The sequence below is a fragment of the Providencia stuartii genome (assembly GCF_029277985.1).
Classification (GTDB): Bacteria; Pseudomonadota; Gammaproteobacteria; order Enterobacterales; family Enterobacteriaceae; genus Providencia; species Providencia zhejiangensis.
In genome coordinates this window covers 3,594,654-3,613,498 of record NZ_CP119546.1, presented here as the reverse complement: position 1 = coordinate 3,613,498, position 18,845 = coordinate 3,594,654, and the positions used below count along the sequence as shown (strand labels likewise).

Here is an 18,845-nt window from a genome sequence, read left to right as displayed (position 1 = left end):
TCATGACTAAAATGGTCATTTATCGTTTAGTGACATAAAAAAACACCTGCCGAAGCAGGTGTTTGATGACTAATTAAAAGTTCATTATTCGTCAAGGAAGCTACGTAGAACTTCAGAGCGGCTTGGATGACGCAATTTACGTAGAGCTTTAGCCTCGATTTGACGAATACGCTCACGCGTAACGTCGAACTGTTTACCCACCTCTTCTAAGGTATGGTCGGTGTTCATATCGATACCAAAACGCATACGTAGAACTTTTGCTTCACGAGCCGTCAGACCTGCTAGCACTTCATGAGTTGCTGAACGCAGACTTTCTGATGTCGCTGAGTCTAATGGTAGCTCTAACGTGTTATCTTCAATAAAGTCGCCGAGATGTGAATCTTCATCATCACCGATTGGCGTTTCCATTGAGATTGGCTCTTTAGCGATCTTCAGGACTTTACGGATCTTGTCTTCCGGCATCATCATACGTTCCGCTAACTCTTCAGGGGAAGGTTCACGGCCCATTTCCTGTAGCATCTGACGAGAGATACGGTTCAGTTTGTTGATGGTTTCAATCATATGTACCGGAATACGAATGGTACGAGCCTGATCCGCGATAGAACGTGTAATTGCCTGACGGATCCACCAAGTTGCATAGGTCGAGAATTTATAACCACGGCGATATTCAAATTTATCAACCGCTTTCATCAGACCAATATTACCTTCTTGGATTAGGTCAAGGAATTGCAAACCACGGTTGGTATATTTCTTCGCGATAGAAATTACCAGACGTAAGTTTGCTTCAACCATCTCTTTTTTCGCACGGCGTGCTTTCGCTTCACCGATAGACATACGACGGTTAATATCTTTTACCTGTTCAATTGTCAGGCCAGTTTCTTCTTCAATTTGACGTAATCTTTGCAGACAACGCAAAATTTCTTCTTCAACTTCTAGCAGCTTTTCACACCAAGGCTTGTTCATCGCTTTGGCTGCTGTTAACCAAGTTTCACTGGTTTCATTGCCACTGAATAACGTGATGAAGTTTTTCTTAGGCATTTTGCACTGTTCAACACATAGCTTCATGATAGTACGTTCTTGGAAACGAACGCGATCCATCATTTCACGCATGTTATTGACCAGATAGTCAAATTGCTTAGGCACTAAACGGAATTGCTTGAAGACTTCAGAAAGTTCTTCGATAGCAAGTGCTGTTTGTGCATTGCTACGACCAAACTGCTTAATGTGCTGACGCGTTTTTTCGTATTGCGTACGCAATTCACCGAATTTTTCACGGGCTAGTTCAGGATCGATGCTGTTATCATCATCGCTATCACTGTCATCGCCGTCTTCGTCTTCATCATCGTCTTCATCATCGTCTTTATCCAACTCTTCTTGTGGAAGCTCAGAACCAACGTGTGTTGCGGTTGGTGCTAAATCTTCTTCAGCGTTAGGATCGACGAAACCAGTAATCAAATCGGATAAGCGGCTTTCGCCTGCTTCAACGAGGTCATACTGTTCGAGTAGATAAGTAATGGCTTCAGGGTACTCTGCAACAGAGCACTGAACTTGGTTGATGCCATCTTCGATACGTTTTGCTATGTCGATCTCACCTTCACGGGTTAAGAGTTCGACGGTACCCATTTCACGCATGTACATGCGCACAGGGTCTGTAGTACGACCAATTTCACTTTCCACACTGGATAGAACTTGAGCAGCGGCTTCTGCTGCATCTTCATCCGTATCGGAAGTGGTTTCAGCGAGTATCAAATCATCGGCGTCAGGTGCTTCTTCCATGACCTGGATGCCCATGTCATTAATCATCTGGATGATATCTTCAATCTGATCTGAATCGACGATATCTTCCGGCAGATGGTCGTTGACCTCAGCATAGGTTAAGTAACCTTGCTCCTTACCCTTGGTTACGAGTAGCTTAAGCTGCGACTGCGGGTTTTGCTCCATAAGACGGTATCCACACTTCTGAGTATTTAGATTGGTGTCGGTCGGCGAAACAATCGGCCAACAAGAACATTCAAAGGGGATTTTTATTGTTACGCTACGCCCCTTTAATTTCGTAGCATTTTACAGGCATTTGCCTTTAGTAAATCGGCACTTAAGCCGTTTGGTATTCATTATATTTTCACACGTGACAGTGTGATAAGGCGGACTTCGGCGCGTTCTTCTGGGGTCAGCCCTTCAGTTCGTTCTTTGGCTATCAAATAGTCAAAACGCTCATCAAGCGCGCTGTTAAATAGATGGTTTAAAGCATCTTTAAATGTCTTTTCCGCTATTTCCTCTATTTCTATATCGTTCCAAGTTGCCAGTTTTTCAAGTTGATTCGCAAATTTATTATCACGATACAGCTCAAGCAACTGCCCAGTCGTCATTCCGGGGTTGGATTGGCAAACATCGACCAATTCCTGAAATAGAGAAAGCCCCGGCATTTGAATATGGGCGATCCCCTCTAATGAGGGAACGGATTCCGAAAAACTCGGATTCTGCACCAACAAAGCGATTAAAATTCGCATTGTGGTTGGTTTTAATTTTGGTGCTTGGTAACTGACCGGTTCAGCATTCTCTCTATCAATCATAGCAAGAACCTGAGAAATATCAGGTATACCGATAAAATTTCCCAATTCTTGTGCCATATAGAGGCGCAATGTTTCACCAGGTATTTGTTTTATCAAAGGGATGGCAAGTTTACTAAATTTTGCTCTCCCTTCTTGTGTCTTTAAATCAACCTGTGGTACGAGTGAGTCGAACAGAAATGACGATAATGTTTGCGCGTCATTCATTCGTAATTCAAATGCCTCTTTACCTTCTTTGCGGACTAAAGAGTCAGGATCTTCACCATCAGGTAAAAACATAAATCGTAACTGGCGGCCATCAGTCAAATAAGGCAGTGCTGTTTCAAGTGCACGCCACGCTGCTTCTCTTCCTGCTCGGTCACCGTCATAACAACAAATAACAGTATCTGTTGAACGATAGAGCAATTGAATATGCTCAGACGTTGTCGAGGTACCGAGTGATGCAACCGCATAACGGATGCCATATTGGGCTAACGCCACGACATCCATATAGCCTTCAACAACCAGTAACTTATTAAGTTCATGACTGTGTTGTGTCACCTCATAGAGACCAAATAATTGACGGCCTTTATGAAAGATATCGGTTTCGGGCGAGTTTAAATATTTAGGTAACGCATCACCTAAAACTCGGCCACCAAAAGCAATAACACGACCACGACGATCACGAATTGGGAACATGACTCGTTCCCTGAATCGGTCATAAGTACGGCCATTATCATTGGTCACTAACATGCCTGCATCATCAAGCTGTTTGCGACTTTCTGGGTTTACAGCAAATTTTTTGAGCAAATTATCCCACCCCGCTGGGGCAAAACCTATCGAAAAATGCTCAATAATGTCAGCTGTTAAACCACGTTGGCTTAAATAATCTTTAGCTTTAGTTGCCGATGGATGACTTAAGGCAGCGTGGTAAAAATGGTTTATTTTCTCCATCAATTGGTACAGATTTTGCCGTTGATGAAGTTCGATTTGGCTTGCGCCTGTTCCTGTTTCATAAGGAACATCAAGGCCATGTAAAGCAGAAAGTTCTTCGATGGCTTCGACAAAGTCGAGCTTGTCGTAATTCATCAAAAAGTCGATCGCATTACCATGTGCACCACAGCCAAAACAGTAATAAAACTGCCTTTCACTATTTACGGTGAAAGAAGGTGTTTTTTCGTTATGGAACGGACAGCACGCGTGATGATTTTTACCCTGTTTTTTTAACGGGACTTTTGCATCGACTAAATCGATGATGTCGGTTCTCGCTAACAAATCATTGATAAATGAACGCGGGATTCGTCCAGCCATAAGCCTCTTTTTCGCCTGTTGATGAACGATAATAAGCCGCGCTTCCCTCAGGAAAGCACGGCCTTTAACTGCTAACTAATACTGCCTGCTATGGTTGCGGTGGCTACCGCGCCCAAATTAGTACAGACGAGTACGGCGTGCGTTTTCGCGAGCCAGTTTCTTAGCGTGACGCTTAACAGCAGATGCTTTAGCGCGTTTACGCTCAGTCGTTGGTTTTTCATAGAATTCACGACGACGTACTTCAGCTAAGACTCCTGCTTTTTCGCAGGAACGTTTGAAACGACGCAGTGCAACGTCGAATGGCTCGTTTTCACGTACTTTAATTACCGGCATGTGCCTCTCACCTCAATAGAAATCGGGTTGTTGCTGGCTTTATTCAACCAGCCGTCATTTAAAATGGTGCGGAATTTTACTTCAATGAGTACGGGTTTGTAAAGTGCCGTATAAAATTGAAACACACAAGATTACCAGTTCGTTGTTTTATTTGATGAAAAAAACAGCGAAGTAGGGTAATAATGAAATTAGCCACACGAAATTTATTACAGGGTAGTGATTATAGACTATACAACAGGAAAAGTCAGCCTTTTGGCATCATAAATTATACGATAGATTGAATTTAATGGTAGACTTTGCCTTATGCAATAAACAAGGGTAGTGCAATGCGCGTTTTAGGTATCGAAACATCCTGCGATGAAACCGGAATCGCAATCTATGATGATAAGGCCGGTCTATTAGCTAACCAATTATACAGTCAGATAAAAGTCCATGCTGACTACGGTGGGGTGGTCCCTGAACTGGCTTCTCGCGATCACATTCGTAAAACGGTTCCACTGATTCAAGCTGCGCTCAAACAAGCCAACCTGACAAGTGCCGACATCGATGCTGTCGCTTATACAGCAGGCCCAGGGCTTGTTGGAGCATTAATGGTTGGTGCGACAGTGGGACGCTCGCTCGCGTTTGCATGGGGCGTACCAGCAGTTGCTGTTCATCATATGGAAGGGCATTTACTCGCTCCTATGCTTGAAGAGAAAAGCCCCGAATTTCCATTCGTTGCTTTGCTCGTTTCGGGGGGGCACACCCAGTTAATTAGCGTAACGGGTATTGGTGAGTATGAATTACTTGGTGAGTCGATTGATGACGCAGCGGGCGAAGCGTTTGATAAAACAGCAAAACTATTAGGGTTAGATTATCCGGGTGGTCCAGCGTTATCACGTATGGCGCAGCAAGGTACGCAAGGGCGCTTTGTTTTTCCGCGGCCAATGACCGATCGCCCGGGACTGGATTTTAGTTTTTCAGGCTTAAAAACATTCGCAGCAAATACCATTCGAGAAAATGCAGACGATGAGCAAACACGAGCCGATATTGCCCGTGCTTTTGAAGATGCGGTTGTCGATACGTTAGCAATAAAATGTAAGCGTGCACTTGAGAAAACAGGCTTTAAACGCTTAGTGATGGCGGGCGGGGTTAGCGCAAATCGCACATTACGCGCCAAAATGGAAGAGGTGTTGAAACAACGCGGCGGTGAAGCATTTTATGCACGCCCTGAGTTTTGTACCGATAATGGTGCCATGATCGCATTAGCTGGGCTAATTCGTTTAAAAGGTGGCGCAACAACGGGATTAGGTATCACAGTTCGTCCTCGTTGGCCGTTGGCAGAATTACCTCCGTTAGTGGAAAGTGATCAATAAGCCATCCGGATTGATTAAGAAAAATCAACGGCGACATTAGGTATTATGGTGAGTCACCGTTGATTTTTTACTGTGTTATTTCCCTTCTGTTTTTAATCAAAAATAGCGTTTTTATGACGCTAATTCATTGATGATTAATGTAAAATAACAATGGCATCATCAAGTCGTATGGCATGTTTTTGGACGATTTCTGATGCGTTGGCACTTTGTTCTACCAAAATGGTATTTTTCTGAGCGATCGACTCAAGTTCAAATACCGCTTGAGTGATTTCTGTCAGTCCAGCGGCTTGTTCAGAGGTTGCATGGCTGATGTGATTAATTAATTGGGTCACATTTTGCACTTGATTGACCACGTCTTGTAATGTGTCTCCGGTGGTATGAACATGAAGTTTGCCGGAGTGCACTTTATTCTCACAGTCATCAATAAGATCTCGGATATCATTAACCGCGCTGGCACTGCGACTGGCTAGACTACGCACTTCATCGGCGACAACGGCAAAGCCTTTTCCTTGCTCTCCGGCTCGGGCCGCTTCAACCGCGGCATTGAGTGCCAAAATATTGGTTTGAAAAGCGATGGTTTTTATCACATCGGTTATGGCGTTGATTTTGCTGGTACTGTGAACGATCTCATCCATGGTGTGTACCACGTTTTTCATGGCTTCTGCCGCATGTAACGCGGTATCACTGGTTTCGCTGGACAGTTTATCTGCTCGAATTGTATTTTCAGCATTCATTTGTACTGAAACGGATATTTGGTTCATTGCAGCAACGGTTTGTTGTACATAGCCAACGGTTTTTTGCGTGTGTTGCTCAAGCTCATCACAGTCTTTTACTAATAATTCACTTTCTTGATGTACATTGCCAATTTGGCAAGACACATCATTGGTTAGCCAACGACAGACTAATCCTAACTGGCCAATAGAGCGTAACATCATGCCAATTTCATCAACACGATGTAGAGGATTGATGCTATGTTTCTGACCTCTAGCAACATCAAGTGCTTGTTTGGCTACATTTTCAATAGGTTTGGCAATCATCTGTTCAAGTAAGAAATTACCGGTGCCCAGTATGATTAAAGCGAGCAGTGTCGTGAGAAAAAGAGCAGAGTCTTGCAGGCTTGATAACGCAGCCAAGCTTATCCACGTTGTTAATAATAGCAGCATGAGTCCGCGAATTCGCCAGCGTATTGACAGGGCGGGGTATTGGCTAAACCAATACGACGTCAGCACCAATCCTTTATGAAGTTTGCGATGACGATGACCTTCATTTAATGATTGATAGAGTGGCTCAGCCACGGCAATTTCCTCGCGTGAAGCCTTAGTGCGAATTGACATGTAACCCGTCATCACGCCTTCTCTCACCATCGGACAAATATTGGCTCTCACCCAATAGTGGTCACCATTTTTACGGCGGTTTTTCACTATTCCCGTCCAGGGTTCGCCATTTTTTAACGTGTTCCACATGTCGGCAAATGCCGCTTTAGGCATATCGGGGTGGCGGATGATATTGTGAGGCTGATGCATGAGTTCAGAAAGTGAATAACCACTAACTTTTATAAAGTCATCGTTTGCGTGTGTGATATTTCCCTCTAAGTCGCTAGTGGTCATGAGGGTGGTATCGTCTTCTAGTTGATATTCGTTTTGTGTAATAAAAGGAATGCTCGTCATAAGTACACCATTATAATTGTTGAGTTTCTCAATGGTATATTTCGACTTATTTCAAATTATCATTAGGCATTATTTAGAATTATTTGAAGTTTATCTTATTTTTTTTGCAATATGCCTTAAGTTTGGTACAGAGTTTGGTTAAATACAGTGAGATGTGAAAAAAAGGCTGTTATTACAGCCTTTTAATATTAATCCTCTTGTTCTTGCTCTTTTGCTTCTTGGGCTATCTCTTTCGCCGTTTTTTTCTTTTTATTTTTTAGTTTTTGCCAAATCCGACTTTCTTGGCCTCGCCATAGTCGTTGGATATTACCATGGTGACGTACCAAGATAAGACACGAGAGCATCGCAACGGGAAAGGTGAATTCTGGCTTAAACCACCACACGTAAAAGGGGGCAAGTAGGGCACCAACAATAGCGCCTAATGATGAATAACCACTGAGAAGCACAGTCAGCAGCCAAGTACCAGCGATGACTCCAGAGAGATCCCAACCGATAGCCGCAATAGAACCGAATGCTGTCGCGACACCTTTTCCTCCTTTAAAACGGAAGAAAACGGGATAAATATGCCCAAGGCAAGCTGCAATTGCGACAAAGCCAAGATAGAATGGTGGAACTTTTAAATAGTAAGCCAACCAAACGGGTATCATCCCTTTGAGGATGTCGCAAATGAGGACACCAGCAGCAGCTAATTTACCGCCGACACGCAAAACGTTTGTTGCTCCGGGGTTACCTGAGCCATGTTGACGAGGATCGGGTAATCTTGCCAATCGGCAGATCAGTATAGCACTCGAAACTGAGCCACAAAGGTAGGCAAAGATTATCATGCCAAGCGCGGTTGCACTCATAGCTAACTCCAAAACAGTTAGTGTAAAGACTCTGAATAATTCGAGTTGCAGCTAGGCGGCAAGTTAATGAGCCGCTTAGAGCAATATCGGTCTGTGACTCGTGCAAAATGCGCGTAGTCAACAATGCTACAACTTGAAGTATAACGAGCGTAGATTCACAATTTATTTCACTTCTTGGATAATACGCACATTTTCCAAGAAGTGGTATCAATTCAGCACATAAACGAGAAAATGACGTGATGGATATCGTATTTATTGAACAATTATCAGTCATCACCACTATTGGTGTATATGACTGGGAACAAGAAATTGAGCAGAAACTGGTGCTCGATATCGAAATGGGATGGGATAACAAACGAGCATCAAGGAGCGATAAAGTAAAAGATTGTCTCGATTACGCGCAAATTAGCCAAGCCATCATAACTCATGTTAGCAAAAATAAATTTGGCTTAGTAGAGAGAGTTGCTGAAGAGGTGGCTCAACTTTTATTAAATGACTTTTGTAGTCCTTGGGTGCGCATTAAAGTCGCTAAACCCGGTGCCGTTGCCCGCGCTAAAAGTGTCGGTGTAGTGATTGAAAGAGGCACTAAAAGGGCTTAACTCCTGTCATTGGCGGTCAACTACCGCCAATGATTATGGATGAAGTGATAAGGTGGTTTGTTGTTGTCGCCACTGTTCTACATGTGCAATACGTTGACGAGTGAGTTCTTCGCGGATTTGTGGCCCTTGAAAGCCTTGCTCGATAATAGGTTTAACACTGACTGTTTGCGCGGTGGCAAAGGCTTGGCGCAGGAATTCTCCTTGTGGGTAAGCTTGCTGTTCAAGGCCAGCTCGTCCACGTGCGTCAGCCTCACTGATTAGGCTTAACTGAATAATTCGTTCAGGTTTACGCCAACTATCCAATCCATCAAACAATTGAATGAGTTCTGTCGCGCTTAGCCTATTAATCACATGGATTTTGTCATGAAAACGGGCACTGAGTCGTGCCAGCTCTCTAGCACTATTGGGAACTTTCAATCGATCGCATAAATTATCTATCAGCGCGACACCTGCTTCACCATGATTAGGGTGGCTAGGCCAAAGATGTTTTGGTGTGAGTGCCTTACCGACATCATGGCAGAGTACAGAGAAGCGAATGTCGACGTCAGAGCTGAGTTCTGCTGCCATACCTAATGCCATGAGAGTGTGGATACCCGTATCAATTTCAGGGTGCCACTTGGCTGGAGCTGGAATACCAAACAGATTATCAATTTCAGGGAACAGAACCGCAAGGGCACCGCATTGACGCAATACTTCAAAGTAGACCTGTGGCGAGTTTGACCTCAGCGCTTTTTCAGTTTCGGCCCAAACACGCTCTGCGGTGAGATGTGTTAGCTCACCGGATGCGGTCATGGTTTGCATCAACGTCATGGTTTCAGGCGCGATCTGAAACCCCAGTGCTGAGAAACGTGCGGCAAAACGTGCAACACGCAGTATACGTAGTGGATCTTCAGCAAAGGCATCGGAAACGTGGCGTAGAATACGTGCGTTGAGGTCATCTACCCCATGATAGGGGTCAGTGAGTTGGCCTTGGTCATCTTTAGCGATGGCATTAATGGTGAGGTCGCGACGTAAAAGGTCATCCTCAATAGTGACATCTGGCGCTGAATAGCAACTAAATCCAGTATAGCCAGAACCTGTTTTACGTTCTGTTCTGGCTAAAGCATACTCTTCATGCGTTTTCGGATGCAGAAATACAGGGAAGTCCTTTCCCACCTGTTGAAAACCTTGTGCCAACATCTCATCGGGTGTTGACCCGACTACCACATAGTCTCTATCGGAGACTGGAAGCCCAAGCAATTCATCGCGAACGGCTCCGCCCACCAGATATATTTTCATCATTAACGTGTTAGCTCATCCAACGGTCATTACGTTTTTTACGGCGTGGAATAATATGTGGCAAGATCAGACCAAAAATAAGCCCAGCACCAGCAACACCACCACCATACATAAACCATTGTAGTATAAGTTCACGACGGCGATCATCCAGATTGACCTCGGCAATTTCTAATTTCTTACCTGATTTGATCAATTCGTTTTTCAGTTTTTCATTTTCTGCTTTCAGCTGATTGACGATTTTATCGTTATCAGCGACGCGTTGTTGCATATCAGCGGTTCGGGTATTCCAAGTGCTATCAATGTTTTCGAGTTGCTGGCGTAATTTTTGATTTTCGGCTTCTAATTCAGGAATACGAACTTTCATACTGGGGGTGTCACTAAGTTGGTTTTCTGGCAGCCATACTGTGCGCCCGCGTTCGTCTTTGACTTGAGCGAAATTACCATCCGTTGAAATCAATTCAACACTTTCACCCGCATTGAGCGTACCAACAATGCGGTATTTCGTTCCTGGTCCACTATGCACATAAGTTGATAAGTCGTCAGAAATATAGCGTTTTTCAGCCGCAAAGGTGCTGACTGATAGGCTTAGCCCCATGATTGAAAGGAGTAATAATGGTATTTTTCGCATAATCGTATTTACTTTCTATTCTTTATGGTGAATGAATGCGGCATATGTGTGTAGATCTACTTTACATAATTCGAGATACAGCGTGTCGATAAGTGTTTAACTCATGCTACAACTTGAAGTACGACGAGTATAGATACTAAAGAGTTAAGTTTGCGTGTGCAAATGTAAAACCAGAATGGGAACTATCCTAACTCACTATATAGCGTATAATTCCTTGCATTTCTTGACACAAATATCTGGAATAAATAGAGACGATAGAATTTTTGGTTTCAGTGCGCTTTATTTTCTCACTCTACGCTGATTGGGGTAATATGATGTCAGAGATATTATCAATTAAGGAAATGTATGAGCCACATCGAAGTTGAACTTAAATTGGCTGCTCAAACTGCCGCAATAGAGCCAGTACGCCAATTTTTATCGACGCTTGCCCACCAACATATTGAGCCTAAGAAACTGACTAACATTTATTTCGATAGCGAAGATCGCTTGCTCCGTCAATGGGATATGGGCTTACGTATTCGTGGTTGTGATGGGCATTATGAAATGACGATAAAAACCGCGGGTCAAGTTATCGGCGGATTACATCAACGTCCTGAATATAATGTGGACATTGATGTACCAGAATTGAATTTAGCTGCTTTTCCTACCGAAATTTGGCCGGAAGGAACGGATACGCAACAGTTACAATCTCAATTACACATTCTGTTTAGTACGCATTTTATGCGTGAAAAGTGGTTGGTAACATTTGAAGACAGTGAAATTGAAATTGTTTTTGACCAAGGAGAGATCTCCGCTGGAGCCCGTGAACTGCCTATTCAAGAATTTGAGTTGGAACTCAAACAAGGTTTTGTTGCTGACGTACTGAATTTAGCAAAAAAGTTAGCAGATATTGACGGCCTACGCCTGTCTTCCGCCTCGAAAGCGGCTAGAGGATACTCTTTGATGCAAACCGAAGAGGCTCCACTGCAACAGCCTGAAACGATATTCGATTATGAACAGCTGCCAATAGAGCAAGCGTTGTTGCATATACAGCAGTTATGCCAACAGCATGAGGCTTATTGGCTGGCAGATGAAACCGCAGCTCGTGAAGGGTTTGATGTATTTTTGCGTTTTGTCCAAGCATTCTTAGTCCACTATCGCAATTCTGCACCACAGTTTATCCAAGATATCCCATTAGACCAGCTTAGAGCTGACCTCGCAGATGAAAGCTTAAGTGCGGAAGCCTTTTGCTACAGCAGTCGTTGGCTAAAATGTAAGCTAGCCTTTACGCAATGGCTAATTGCTTTGAAGTATACTGATATTCATTAAGGTGTTGATATGCATCCTTTCCCTGAATTATTACATCGCCAACGTCAACACGTTCTCGCACGTTTAGCGGATCAGCAAAGTGAATTGTTGCCATTGAACGATGAAGAAATGACGGTCTTAAGCTTCAGTGATTTTGTGTTAAAGCAGGTGTTATCCCACTCTCGCTTTTTGCAAAATATCCGTCAATCCGAGCCAAAGCCTGATGAATGGCAACATTACACATCGTGGTTGGCCGAGGATCTTGCATCGGTTGTCGATGAAGAGCATTTGATGCGGGTGTTACGAATATTTCGTCATCAAATGTTAGTCAGGGCTGCTTGGATGCAGACATTAAATGTCAGCACTGAGAATGAAACATTACAACAATTGAGCCAGCTAGCCGAAACGTTGATCGTTGCAGCAAGGGATTGGCTATATCAGCAATATTGTCAATCATGGGGCACGCCTAGCGATAGTGAAGGAAATCCACAGCCATTATTAGTTTTAGGCATGGGAAAACTGGGGGGTGGGGAGCTTAATTTTTCTTCTGATATCGATTTGATTTTTGCTTATCCCGAAAATGGCGTGACCCGTGGGGGACGCAAAGAACTCGATAATGCGCAATTTTTTACCCGTTTAGGACAAAAATTGATCCGCGTACTCGACCAAGTCACTGTTGATGGTTTTGTTTATCGTGTTGATATGCGTTTACGTCCATTCGGCGATAGTGGGCCTTTGGTTTTCAGTTTCTCCGCTTTAGAAGATTACTATCAAGAACAGGGGCGTGATTGGGAACGTTACGCCATGGTCAAAGCCCGTATTATGGGGCCAGATAGCCTACATTATACAGATACTTTGCGTCGGCTACTGCGGCCTTTTGTTTATCGTCGCTATATTGATTTTAGTGTGATTCAATCGCTACGTAATATGAAAAATATGATTGAGCGAGAAGTCAGACGCCGTGGCTTGGTTGATAACATTAAACTTGGCGCAGGCGGTATTCGAGAAATTGAATTTATTACCCAAGTGTTCCAATTAATTCGTGGTGGACGTGAACCCGCATTGCAGTCTCAATCATTATTATTAGCGATGAAAGGTATCCGTGAGCTTGGGTTGCTTCCTGATGAGCAAGTAGAGCAACTAGAGGATAGCTATTTATTTTTGCGACGCGTTGAAAACTTATTACAAAGTATTGATGACCAACAGACCCAAACGCTTCCTGATGATGCGCTTAATCAAACGCGTTTGGCGTGGGGAATGGGGTTTGAGTGCTGGAATGATTTCTATCAAGCGCTAATGCAAAGAATGGCGATGGTTCATCATGTTTTTACTGAGCAAATTGGTCAGGATGACGAAGACGATAATCAAGATACGTTCGATGAAATTTATATCACACTGTGGCAAGGCGAGTTGTCTAAAGACGAACTCGCGCCTTATTTGCCTTCTCAAGATGAAGAGATAGCACAGAAAATCATCCATGGCATTTTGATGTTCCGCCATGATCTCAATAAACGCACTATAGGCCCTCGAGGGCGAGACGTCCTTGATGAGTTAATGCCAAAATTGTTGGCAAAAGTTGGGGAAAGGGCAGATGCGGGGCAAGTCATTGAGCGCTTAACACCCTTGCTATTGAGTATTGTTAGTCGAACAACTTACTTAGAGTTGATACTTGAATTTGATGAAGTGCTTACGCATGTTATTCGTTTATGTGCGGCATCTCCGATGATAGCAGAGCAACTTGCTCGCCACCCTTTATTGCTCGATGAATTACTTGATCCTAAATCCCTTTACCAACCATTACCTTTAACCTCATATCGTGATGAATTGCGTCAATATTTAATGCGCGTGCCTGAAGATGATGAAGAGCAACAACTAGAGGCTTTAAGGCAATTTAAGCAAGCGCAATTATTGCGTATCGCAGCGGAAGACATTACGGGTGTTTTGCCTGTTATGAAAGTGAGTGATCACTTAACGTATTTGGCTGAGGCGATTATTGATGCTGTTGTCCGCCAAGCTTGGCAAAAAATGGTCAAACGCTATGGCGAGCCTGCGCACCTAGCCCAAGAAGAAAATAAGCAATATGGTTTCGCAGTATTAGGTTATGGAAAATTGGGGGGATGGGAGCTTGGTTACAGTTCTGATTTAGATTTAGTGTTTTTATTTGATTGTCCTATGGGCGTTGTGACGAACGGCGACCGTTCTATCGATGCCAGACAATTTTATTTGCGTGTCGCCCAACGCATTATCCATTTGTTTAGCACTCGTACTGCCTCAGGAGTGCTGTATGAAGTGGATGCACGTTTAAGGCCATCAGGTGAGTCAGGCATGTTAGTCAGCACTATTGAAGCCTTTGATGATTATCAAAAAAATGAAGCTTGGACATGGGAGCATCAAGCTTTAATTCGTGCTCGAATGGTTTTTGGTGATGCCAAACTGCAACAAGAATTTCATCGAATTCGTCATGAAACCTTATGTATGCCACAAGAGGCAGAAACGTTGCGTCAACAAGTACGTGATATGCGGCTAAAAATGCATCAGCATTTAGGGAGTCATCAACAGGATCAGTTTGATTTAAAAGCCGATCCCGGTGGAATTACCGATATTGAATTTATCGCACAATATCTCGTTTTACGCTATGCATCTGAGAATCCCACATTAACGCGTTGGTCGGATAATGTCCGTATTTTTGAGTTGATGGTACAAAATCATTTAATGGCCGCGGATGAAGCGAATGCCCTCACTCAAGCCTATGTCACCATGCGTGATGAACTGCATCATCTTGCTTTACAGTCGTTGCCTAGCCGTGTTGATATCAGCCGGTTTGTTGCTGAACGGGAACAGGTGCTAGCAAGTTGGGCAAAATGGTTGGGGGTAGGTGAACAGCGTGATTAACGCGAACTATTGCTTTGTGATAATATCGCATTAATTAATGATAGCTTCCTTTTGAAAACTGGAGTTTTGGGATGAAAGTGATACTCCCTGATTATAAACAAGCAGGCGTACTTGTTGTTGGTGATGTCATGCTAGATCGTTATTGGCATGGTCCAGCAAGTCGTATTTCACCAGAAGCACCGGTTCCGGTGGTTAAAGTCAACATGGTTGAAGAGCGTCCTGGTGGTGCTGCAAACGTTGCAATGAATATTGCTTCATTAGGGGCGCAATCTTATCTTGTCGGCTTAACGGGTGTCGATGATGCGGCTAAAGCCCTAACTGACAGCTTGCATGCCGTTAAAGTACGTTGTGACTTTGTGCCTATCCCAACACATCCCACGATCACAAAATTACGCGTTTTATCACGTAATCAACAATTGCTACGCCTTGATTTTGAGGAAGGCTTTGAAAATGTTGATGTACAACCAATGCTGGAACGCATTGAGCAAGCCTTACCTAATATCGGGGCGTTAGTGCTCTCTGATTATGCGAAAGGAGCGCTCTCTCAAGTACAGAAAATGATCGCGTTGGCAAATAATGCGGGTGTTCCTGTGCTGATCGACCCGAAAGGAAACGATTTTGAACGCTATCGTGGTGCAACGCTGTTGACACCAAATATGTCTGAATTTGAAGCGATCGTCGGTCGCTGTCGTGATAATCAAGATGTTGAAGAGAAGGGAATGCATCTTTTGCAATCTCTCGATTTAACTGCATTATTGATCACGCGCTCTGAGCAAGGCATGAGTCTGATCCGCCGTAATGAACCCCCATTACATTTACCGACTGAGGCGCAAGAAGTTTACGATGTGACAGGAGCTGGGGATACTGTTATTGGTGTATTAGCCGCATCTATCGCGTCAGGTCGTCCATTACATGAAGCTTGTGCATTAGCGAATGCCGCTGCTGGCGTGGTGGTCGGCAAATTGGGAACTTCGACTGTCTCGCCAATCGAACTCGAAAATGCAATCCGCGGGCGTGCTGATAATGGTTTTGGCGTTATGGATGAAAACCAATTAAAACAGGCCGTAGCAAATGCGAGGCAGCGTGGCGAACGTGTTGTGATGACCAATGGCTGCTTTGATATTCTGCATGCAGGACACGTATCTTATCTCGCGAATGCGCGTAAGCTTGGCGATAGGCTTATAGTGGCCGTTAACAGTGATGCATCGACACGCCGTTTAAAAGGGGAAACTCGTCCGGTTAATCCATTGGAACAGCGTATGATCGTGCTCGGCGCGCTAGAGTCGGTTGATTGGGTGGTTCCTTTTGAAGAGGACACACCACAACGCTTAATCAGTGAAGTTCTTCCTGATGTACTGGTTAAAGGTGGCGATTATCGTCCTGAAGAGATTGCGGGGAGTGAAGAAGTTTGGGCAGCGGGTGGTGAAGTTAAAGTCCTGAATTTTGAAGATGGTATTTCGACCACTAATATCATTAAAAATATAATGAAAAGTAGCTAAGACACCTTAAATATCCATGAGATAAGGCCTGTGATAGGAAAATTCACAGGTCTTACAGAAAATGATTAATGTTCTGACGGTTTCTCTTCAAGCGCTTTTGTATCGTTAAAACGTTCTTCTAACGCTTTTACACGCTGTTCCATTTGCGCTAATTTTTCGCGAGTACGCAGCAACACTTGAGTTTGAATATCAAACTCTTCACGGCTAACCAGATCAAGCTTGCCAAGCTGTGATTGCAGCAGTGAGCGTAGTTTCTTATCAAAGTCTTCACCCAGATCACGGACACCTTTTGGTAAAGCGCCTTGAATTTGACGGGCTACTTGTTCAATTTTTTTCGGATCGAGCATTCGCGGGTCCTTAAGTTTTAAAAGATCAATTTGCCGATAGTGTAATACTAGAATGCTTTGTAATAAAGCCCATATACCTACCGAACATGAAGTTAGGCTAACGATATCGCAAGTTAAGCTAACCCTTGATACCTTTTCGTTTCTGTATTCACTCATTTTAACAAGTTCATGCCCAATTTGTTATTAAGCATTGAGCTATCTTGTTAGCGCCTTATTTTTTATTGATTTTTTTGACTTAAAATGTGAGTTGAATGCCAAATTTAGGCTTGCCCGTTGCACGTTATAATTATTGGCGCTATATTGGGGACGCTTATCTCAGGGCGGGGTGGAAGTCCCCACCGGCGGTAACATGCTTATGCATGAAGCCCGCGAGCGCTTTATCATCGATGAGGGTAAAGGTCAGCAGATCCAGTGTGAATCTGGAGCCGACGGTTATAGTCCGGATGGGAGAGAATAACGGTATTAGCATCATTGTGCTGTGAGGCACTGTATTGCTTTTCATATCTGAATATGCAGAAAGCACGTTTACGGCTATTGTGTTTATTCAGTTCTCGTACTCCTAAGACTGCCCTGATTCTGGTAACTAATAAATTATCACTTAAGAGGTTTTTACCATGAATCAGACGCTACTTTCCGAATTCGGTAATCCAATCGAACGTGTTGAACGTGCTATTGAAGCATTGCGCCAAGGTCAAGGCGTACTCGTACTTGACGATGAAGATCGTGAAAACGAAGGTGACCTTGTTTTTGCTGCTGAGACGATGACACCAGAACAAATGGCAATGACAATCCGTTATAGCAGCGGTATTGTTTGTCTATGCATTACTGAAGAACGTCGTAAGCAGCTTGAATTACCAATGATGGTTCAAAATAATACGAGCCAAAATAACACCGCTTTTACGGTTACGATTGAAGCCGCAAAAGGAGTCACGACAGGGGTTTCAGCCGCCGATCGTATTACCACTATTCGTGCCGCTATCGCTGACAATGCAGTGCCTGCGGATCTTCACCACCCAGGTCACGTATTTCCATTACGTGGTCGTGATGGCGGTGTTCTCGTACGTCGTGGTCATACCGAAGCAAGTATCGACCTTGCAACATTAGCCGGCTTTAAACCTGCGGGCGTATTGTGTGAATTGACGAATGATGATGGCACGATGGCGCGCGCTCCAGAAGTTGTCGCTTTCGCAAGAGAGCACAACCTGACGGTATTGACCATTGAAGATTTAGTTGCATATCGCTTACAAGTCGAAAAGAAAGCAAGCTAAATCAGATAACATACAGAAACGTTTAGCTTATAAGATGAAAGCCACAAAGTTGCACACCTTTGTGGCTTTTTCAATTTATTTGATGAAGATAGTCAAGCCTACCTTACTGTCATTCACCCTAAAACTGAGTATTCTGGCAATAGAATTCGTAAGATGGAGCATGAAATATCATGTCAACGAACAGAATGCCAGCTCTTTTCATTGGTCATGGCAGCCCAATGAATGCCGTGTCAGATAATCCTTATACTCAGGCATGGGAAGCTCTCGGTCGCTCTTTACCTAAACCTAAAGCGATATTGATGGTATCGGCGCACTGGTATACTCGCGGAACTGCTGTCACTGCGATGGCTCAACCAAAAACAATACATGATTTTGGCGGTTTTCCTGAGGCGTTATACCAAGTGCAATACTCTGCCTCCGGCTCCCCTGAACTCGCACAACAAATTGCAAATTTATTAGCCCCATTACCCGTTTATTTAGATAACCATGAATGGGGGTTAGACCATGGTACATGGGAGATCCTTGTTCGTATGTATCCTCAGGCAGATATCCCTGTTGTACAACTCAGTATAGATGGCACAAAACCTGCCGCTTGGCACTTAGAAATAGGGCGTAAATTGGCTTTATTAAGGGAGCAGGGCGTGATGATTATGGGCAGCGGAAATGTGGTACATAATCTACGTGAAATGGATTGGCAAAATGCAGCGGCTAAGCCTTATCCTTGGGCGCGTACATTTGAACAATTTGTGATTGAGCACTTAGGAAGCAAGCAGTCACCTCATCCTTTAACACAGGCTCTTGAAAGAGAAGATGGTCAGCGTTCAAATCCATCACCTGAACATTTTTTACCTTTGCTGTATGTTATTGGTTGCTGGGATGGTAAAGAACCGATATCAACACCGACAGAAGGCATTGTATCTGGTTCATTGAGTATGCTATCGGTGCAGATAGGCGAATAAAATGGATAATCGTTATTTTATTCTGGTTGCG

General features: G+C 43.8%; 15 protein-coding genes and 1 riboswitch. Of the genes, 7 read left to right on the top strand and 8 right to left on the bottom strand.

All coding sequences use genetic code 11. The annotated features are described in order from the left end of the window. Window positions 1-84: 84 nt before the first annotated feature. The 3 genes from rpoD to rpsU form a co-directional block, all read right to left on the bottom strand. Window positions 85-1,941: an RNA polymerase sigma factor RpoD gene (gene rpoD, locus P2E05_RS16275; RefSeq protein WP_154624197.1), complete on the bottom strand. Its 1,857-nt coding sequence runs from the start codon at window positions 1,939-1,941 to the stop codon at window positions 85-87. 170 nt (window positions 1,942-2,111) lie between these two features. Then, complete coding sequence (gene dnaG, locus P2E05_RS16270) at window positions 2,112-3,857, bottom strand: DNA primase (RefSeq protein WP_276122901.1); 1,746 nt, start codon at window positions 3,855-3,857, stop codon at window positions 2,112-2,114. A 117-nt stretch (window positions 3,858-3,974) separates the two neighbouring features. Then, a complete protein-coding gene (rpsU, locus tag P2E05_RS16265) occupies window positions 3,975-4,190 on the bottom strand; it encodes a 30S ribosomal protein S21 (protein WP_001144069.1) in 216 nt (71 codons plus the stop codon). Window positions 4,191-4,516: 326 nt separating this feature from the next. On the opposite strand from rpsU, the gene tsaD reads away from it, so the two are divergent. Next, window positions 4,517-5,545 (top strand): tRNA (adenosine(37)-N6)-threonylcarbamoyltransferase complex transferase subunit TsaD, encoded by a 1,029-nt coding sequence (tsaD, locus tag P2E05_RS16260; RefSeq protein ID WP_154624199.1) that lies wholly within the window; start codon window positions 4,517-4,519, stop codon window positions 5,543-5,545. Window positions 5,546-5,679: 134 nt separating this feature from the next. Here tsaD and P2E05_RS16255 read toward each other — a convergent pair whose 3' ends face one another. Both P2E05_RS16255 and plsY read right to left on the bottom strand, forming a co-directional pair. Further along, window positions 5,680-7,212, bottom strand: coding sequence for a methyl-accepting chemotaxis protein (locus P2E05_RS16255; protein ID WP_272657297.1), 1,533 nt, complete (start codon window positions 7,210-7,212; stop codon window positions 5,680-5,682). Window positions 7,213-7,400: 188 nt separating this feature from the next. Then, a complete protein-coding gene (gene plsY, locus P2E05_RS16250; protein WP_154624201.1) occupies window positions 7,401-8,057 on the bottom strand; it encodes a glycerol-3-phosphate 1-O-acyltransferase PlsY in 657 nt (218 codons plus the stop codon). A gap of 239 nt (window positions 8,058-8,296) precedes the next feature. Between plsY and folB the strand changes: the two genes are divergently transcribed. Continuing rightward, complete coding sequence (gene folB, locus P2E05_RS16245; RefSeq protein ID WP_154624212.1) at window positions 8,297-8,656, top strand: bifunctional dihydroneopterin aldolase/7,8-dihydroneopterin epimerase; 360 nt, start codon at window positions 8,297-8,299, stop codon at window positions 8,654-8,656. A 33-nt stretch (window positions 8,657-8,689) separates the two neighbouring features. Here folB and P2E05_RS16240 read toward each other — a convergent pair whose 3' ends face one another. Further along, entirely contained in the window at window positions 8,690-9,934 is a 1,245-nt protein-coding gene (locus tag P2E05_RS16240; protein WP_196713752.1) for a multifunctional CCA addition/repair protein, read from the bottom strand. Window positions 9,935-9,944: 10 nt separating this feature from the next. Further along, window positions 9,945-10,562 (bottom strand): TIGR04211 family SH3 domain-containing protein, encoded by a 618-nt coding sequence (locus tag P2E05_RS16235; protein WP_154624202.1) that lies wholly within the window; start codon window positions 10,560-10,562, stop codon window positions 9,945-9,947. A 345-nt stretch (window positions 10,563-10,907) separates the two neighbouring features. On the opposite strand from P2E05_RS16235, the gene P2E05_RS16230 reads away from it, so the two are divergent. The 3 genes from P2E05_RS16230 (at window position 10,908) to hldE (ending at window position 16,240) form a co-directional block, all read left to right on the top strand. Further along, entirely contained in the window at window positions 10,908-11,870 is a 963-nt protein-coding gene (locus P2E05_RS16230; RefSeq protein WP_154624203.1) for an inorganic triphosphatase, read from the top strand. Between the two features lie 9 nt (window positions 11,871-11,879). After that, on the top strand, window positions 11,880-14,741 hold the full coding sequence (gene glnE / locus P2E05_RS16225; protein ID WP_249999273.1) for a bifunctional [glutamate--ammonia ligase]-adenylyl-L-tyrosine phosphorylase/[glutamate--ammonia-ligase] adenylyltransferase: 2,862 nt from the start codon (window positions 11,880-11,882) through the stop codon (window positions 14,739-14,741). Between the two features lie 71 nt (window positions 14,742-14,812). Beyond that, the gene (hldE, locus tag P2E05_RS16220; protein WP_154624205.1) at window positions 14,813-16,240 is read left to right on the top strand and encodes a bifunctional D-glycero-beta-D-manno-heptose-7-phosphate kinase/D-glycero-beta-D-manno-heptose 1-phosphate adenylyltransferase HldE; all 1,428 of its coding nucleotides are present in this window, start codon (window positions 14,813-14,815) and stop codon (window positions 16,238-16,240) included. Window positions 16,241-16,305: 65 nt separating this feature from the next. Here hldE and ubiK read toward each other — a convergent pair whose 3' ends face one another. Further along, complete coding sequence (gene ubiK, locus P2E05_RS16215; protein WP_154624206.1) at window positions 16,306-16,587, bottom strand: ubiquinone biosynthesis accessory factor UbiK; 282 nt, start codon at window positions 16,585-16,587, stop codon at window positions 16,306-16,308. Window positions 16,588-16,895: 308 nt separating this feature from the next. After that, window positions 16,896-17,046, top strand: a riboswitch (FMN riboswitch). Between the two features lie 155 nt (window positions 17,047-17,201). On the opposite strand from ubiK, the gene ribB reads away from it, so the two are divergent. Continuing rightward, window positions 17,202-17,855, top strand: a complete 654-nt coding sequence (gene ribB, locus P2E05_RS16210; RefSeq protein WP_247046676.1) for a 3,4-dihydroxy-2-butanone-4-phosphate synthase — start codon at window positions 17,202-17,204, stop codon at window positions 17,853-17,855. 170 nt (window positions 17,856-18,025) lie between these two features. After that, window positions 18,026-18,814 carry a 4,5-DOPA dioxygenase extradiol gene (gene ygiD / locus P2E05_RS16205; RefSeq protein ID WP_272657299.1) on the top strand — a complete coding sequence of 263 codons (789 nt, stop codon included), beginning with the start codon at window positions 18,026-18,028 and terminating at the stop codon, window positions 18,812-18,814. Window positions 18,815-18,845 lie beyond the last annotated feature (31 nt).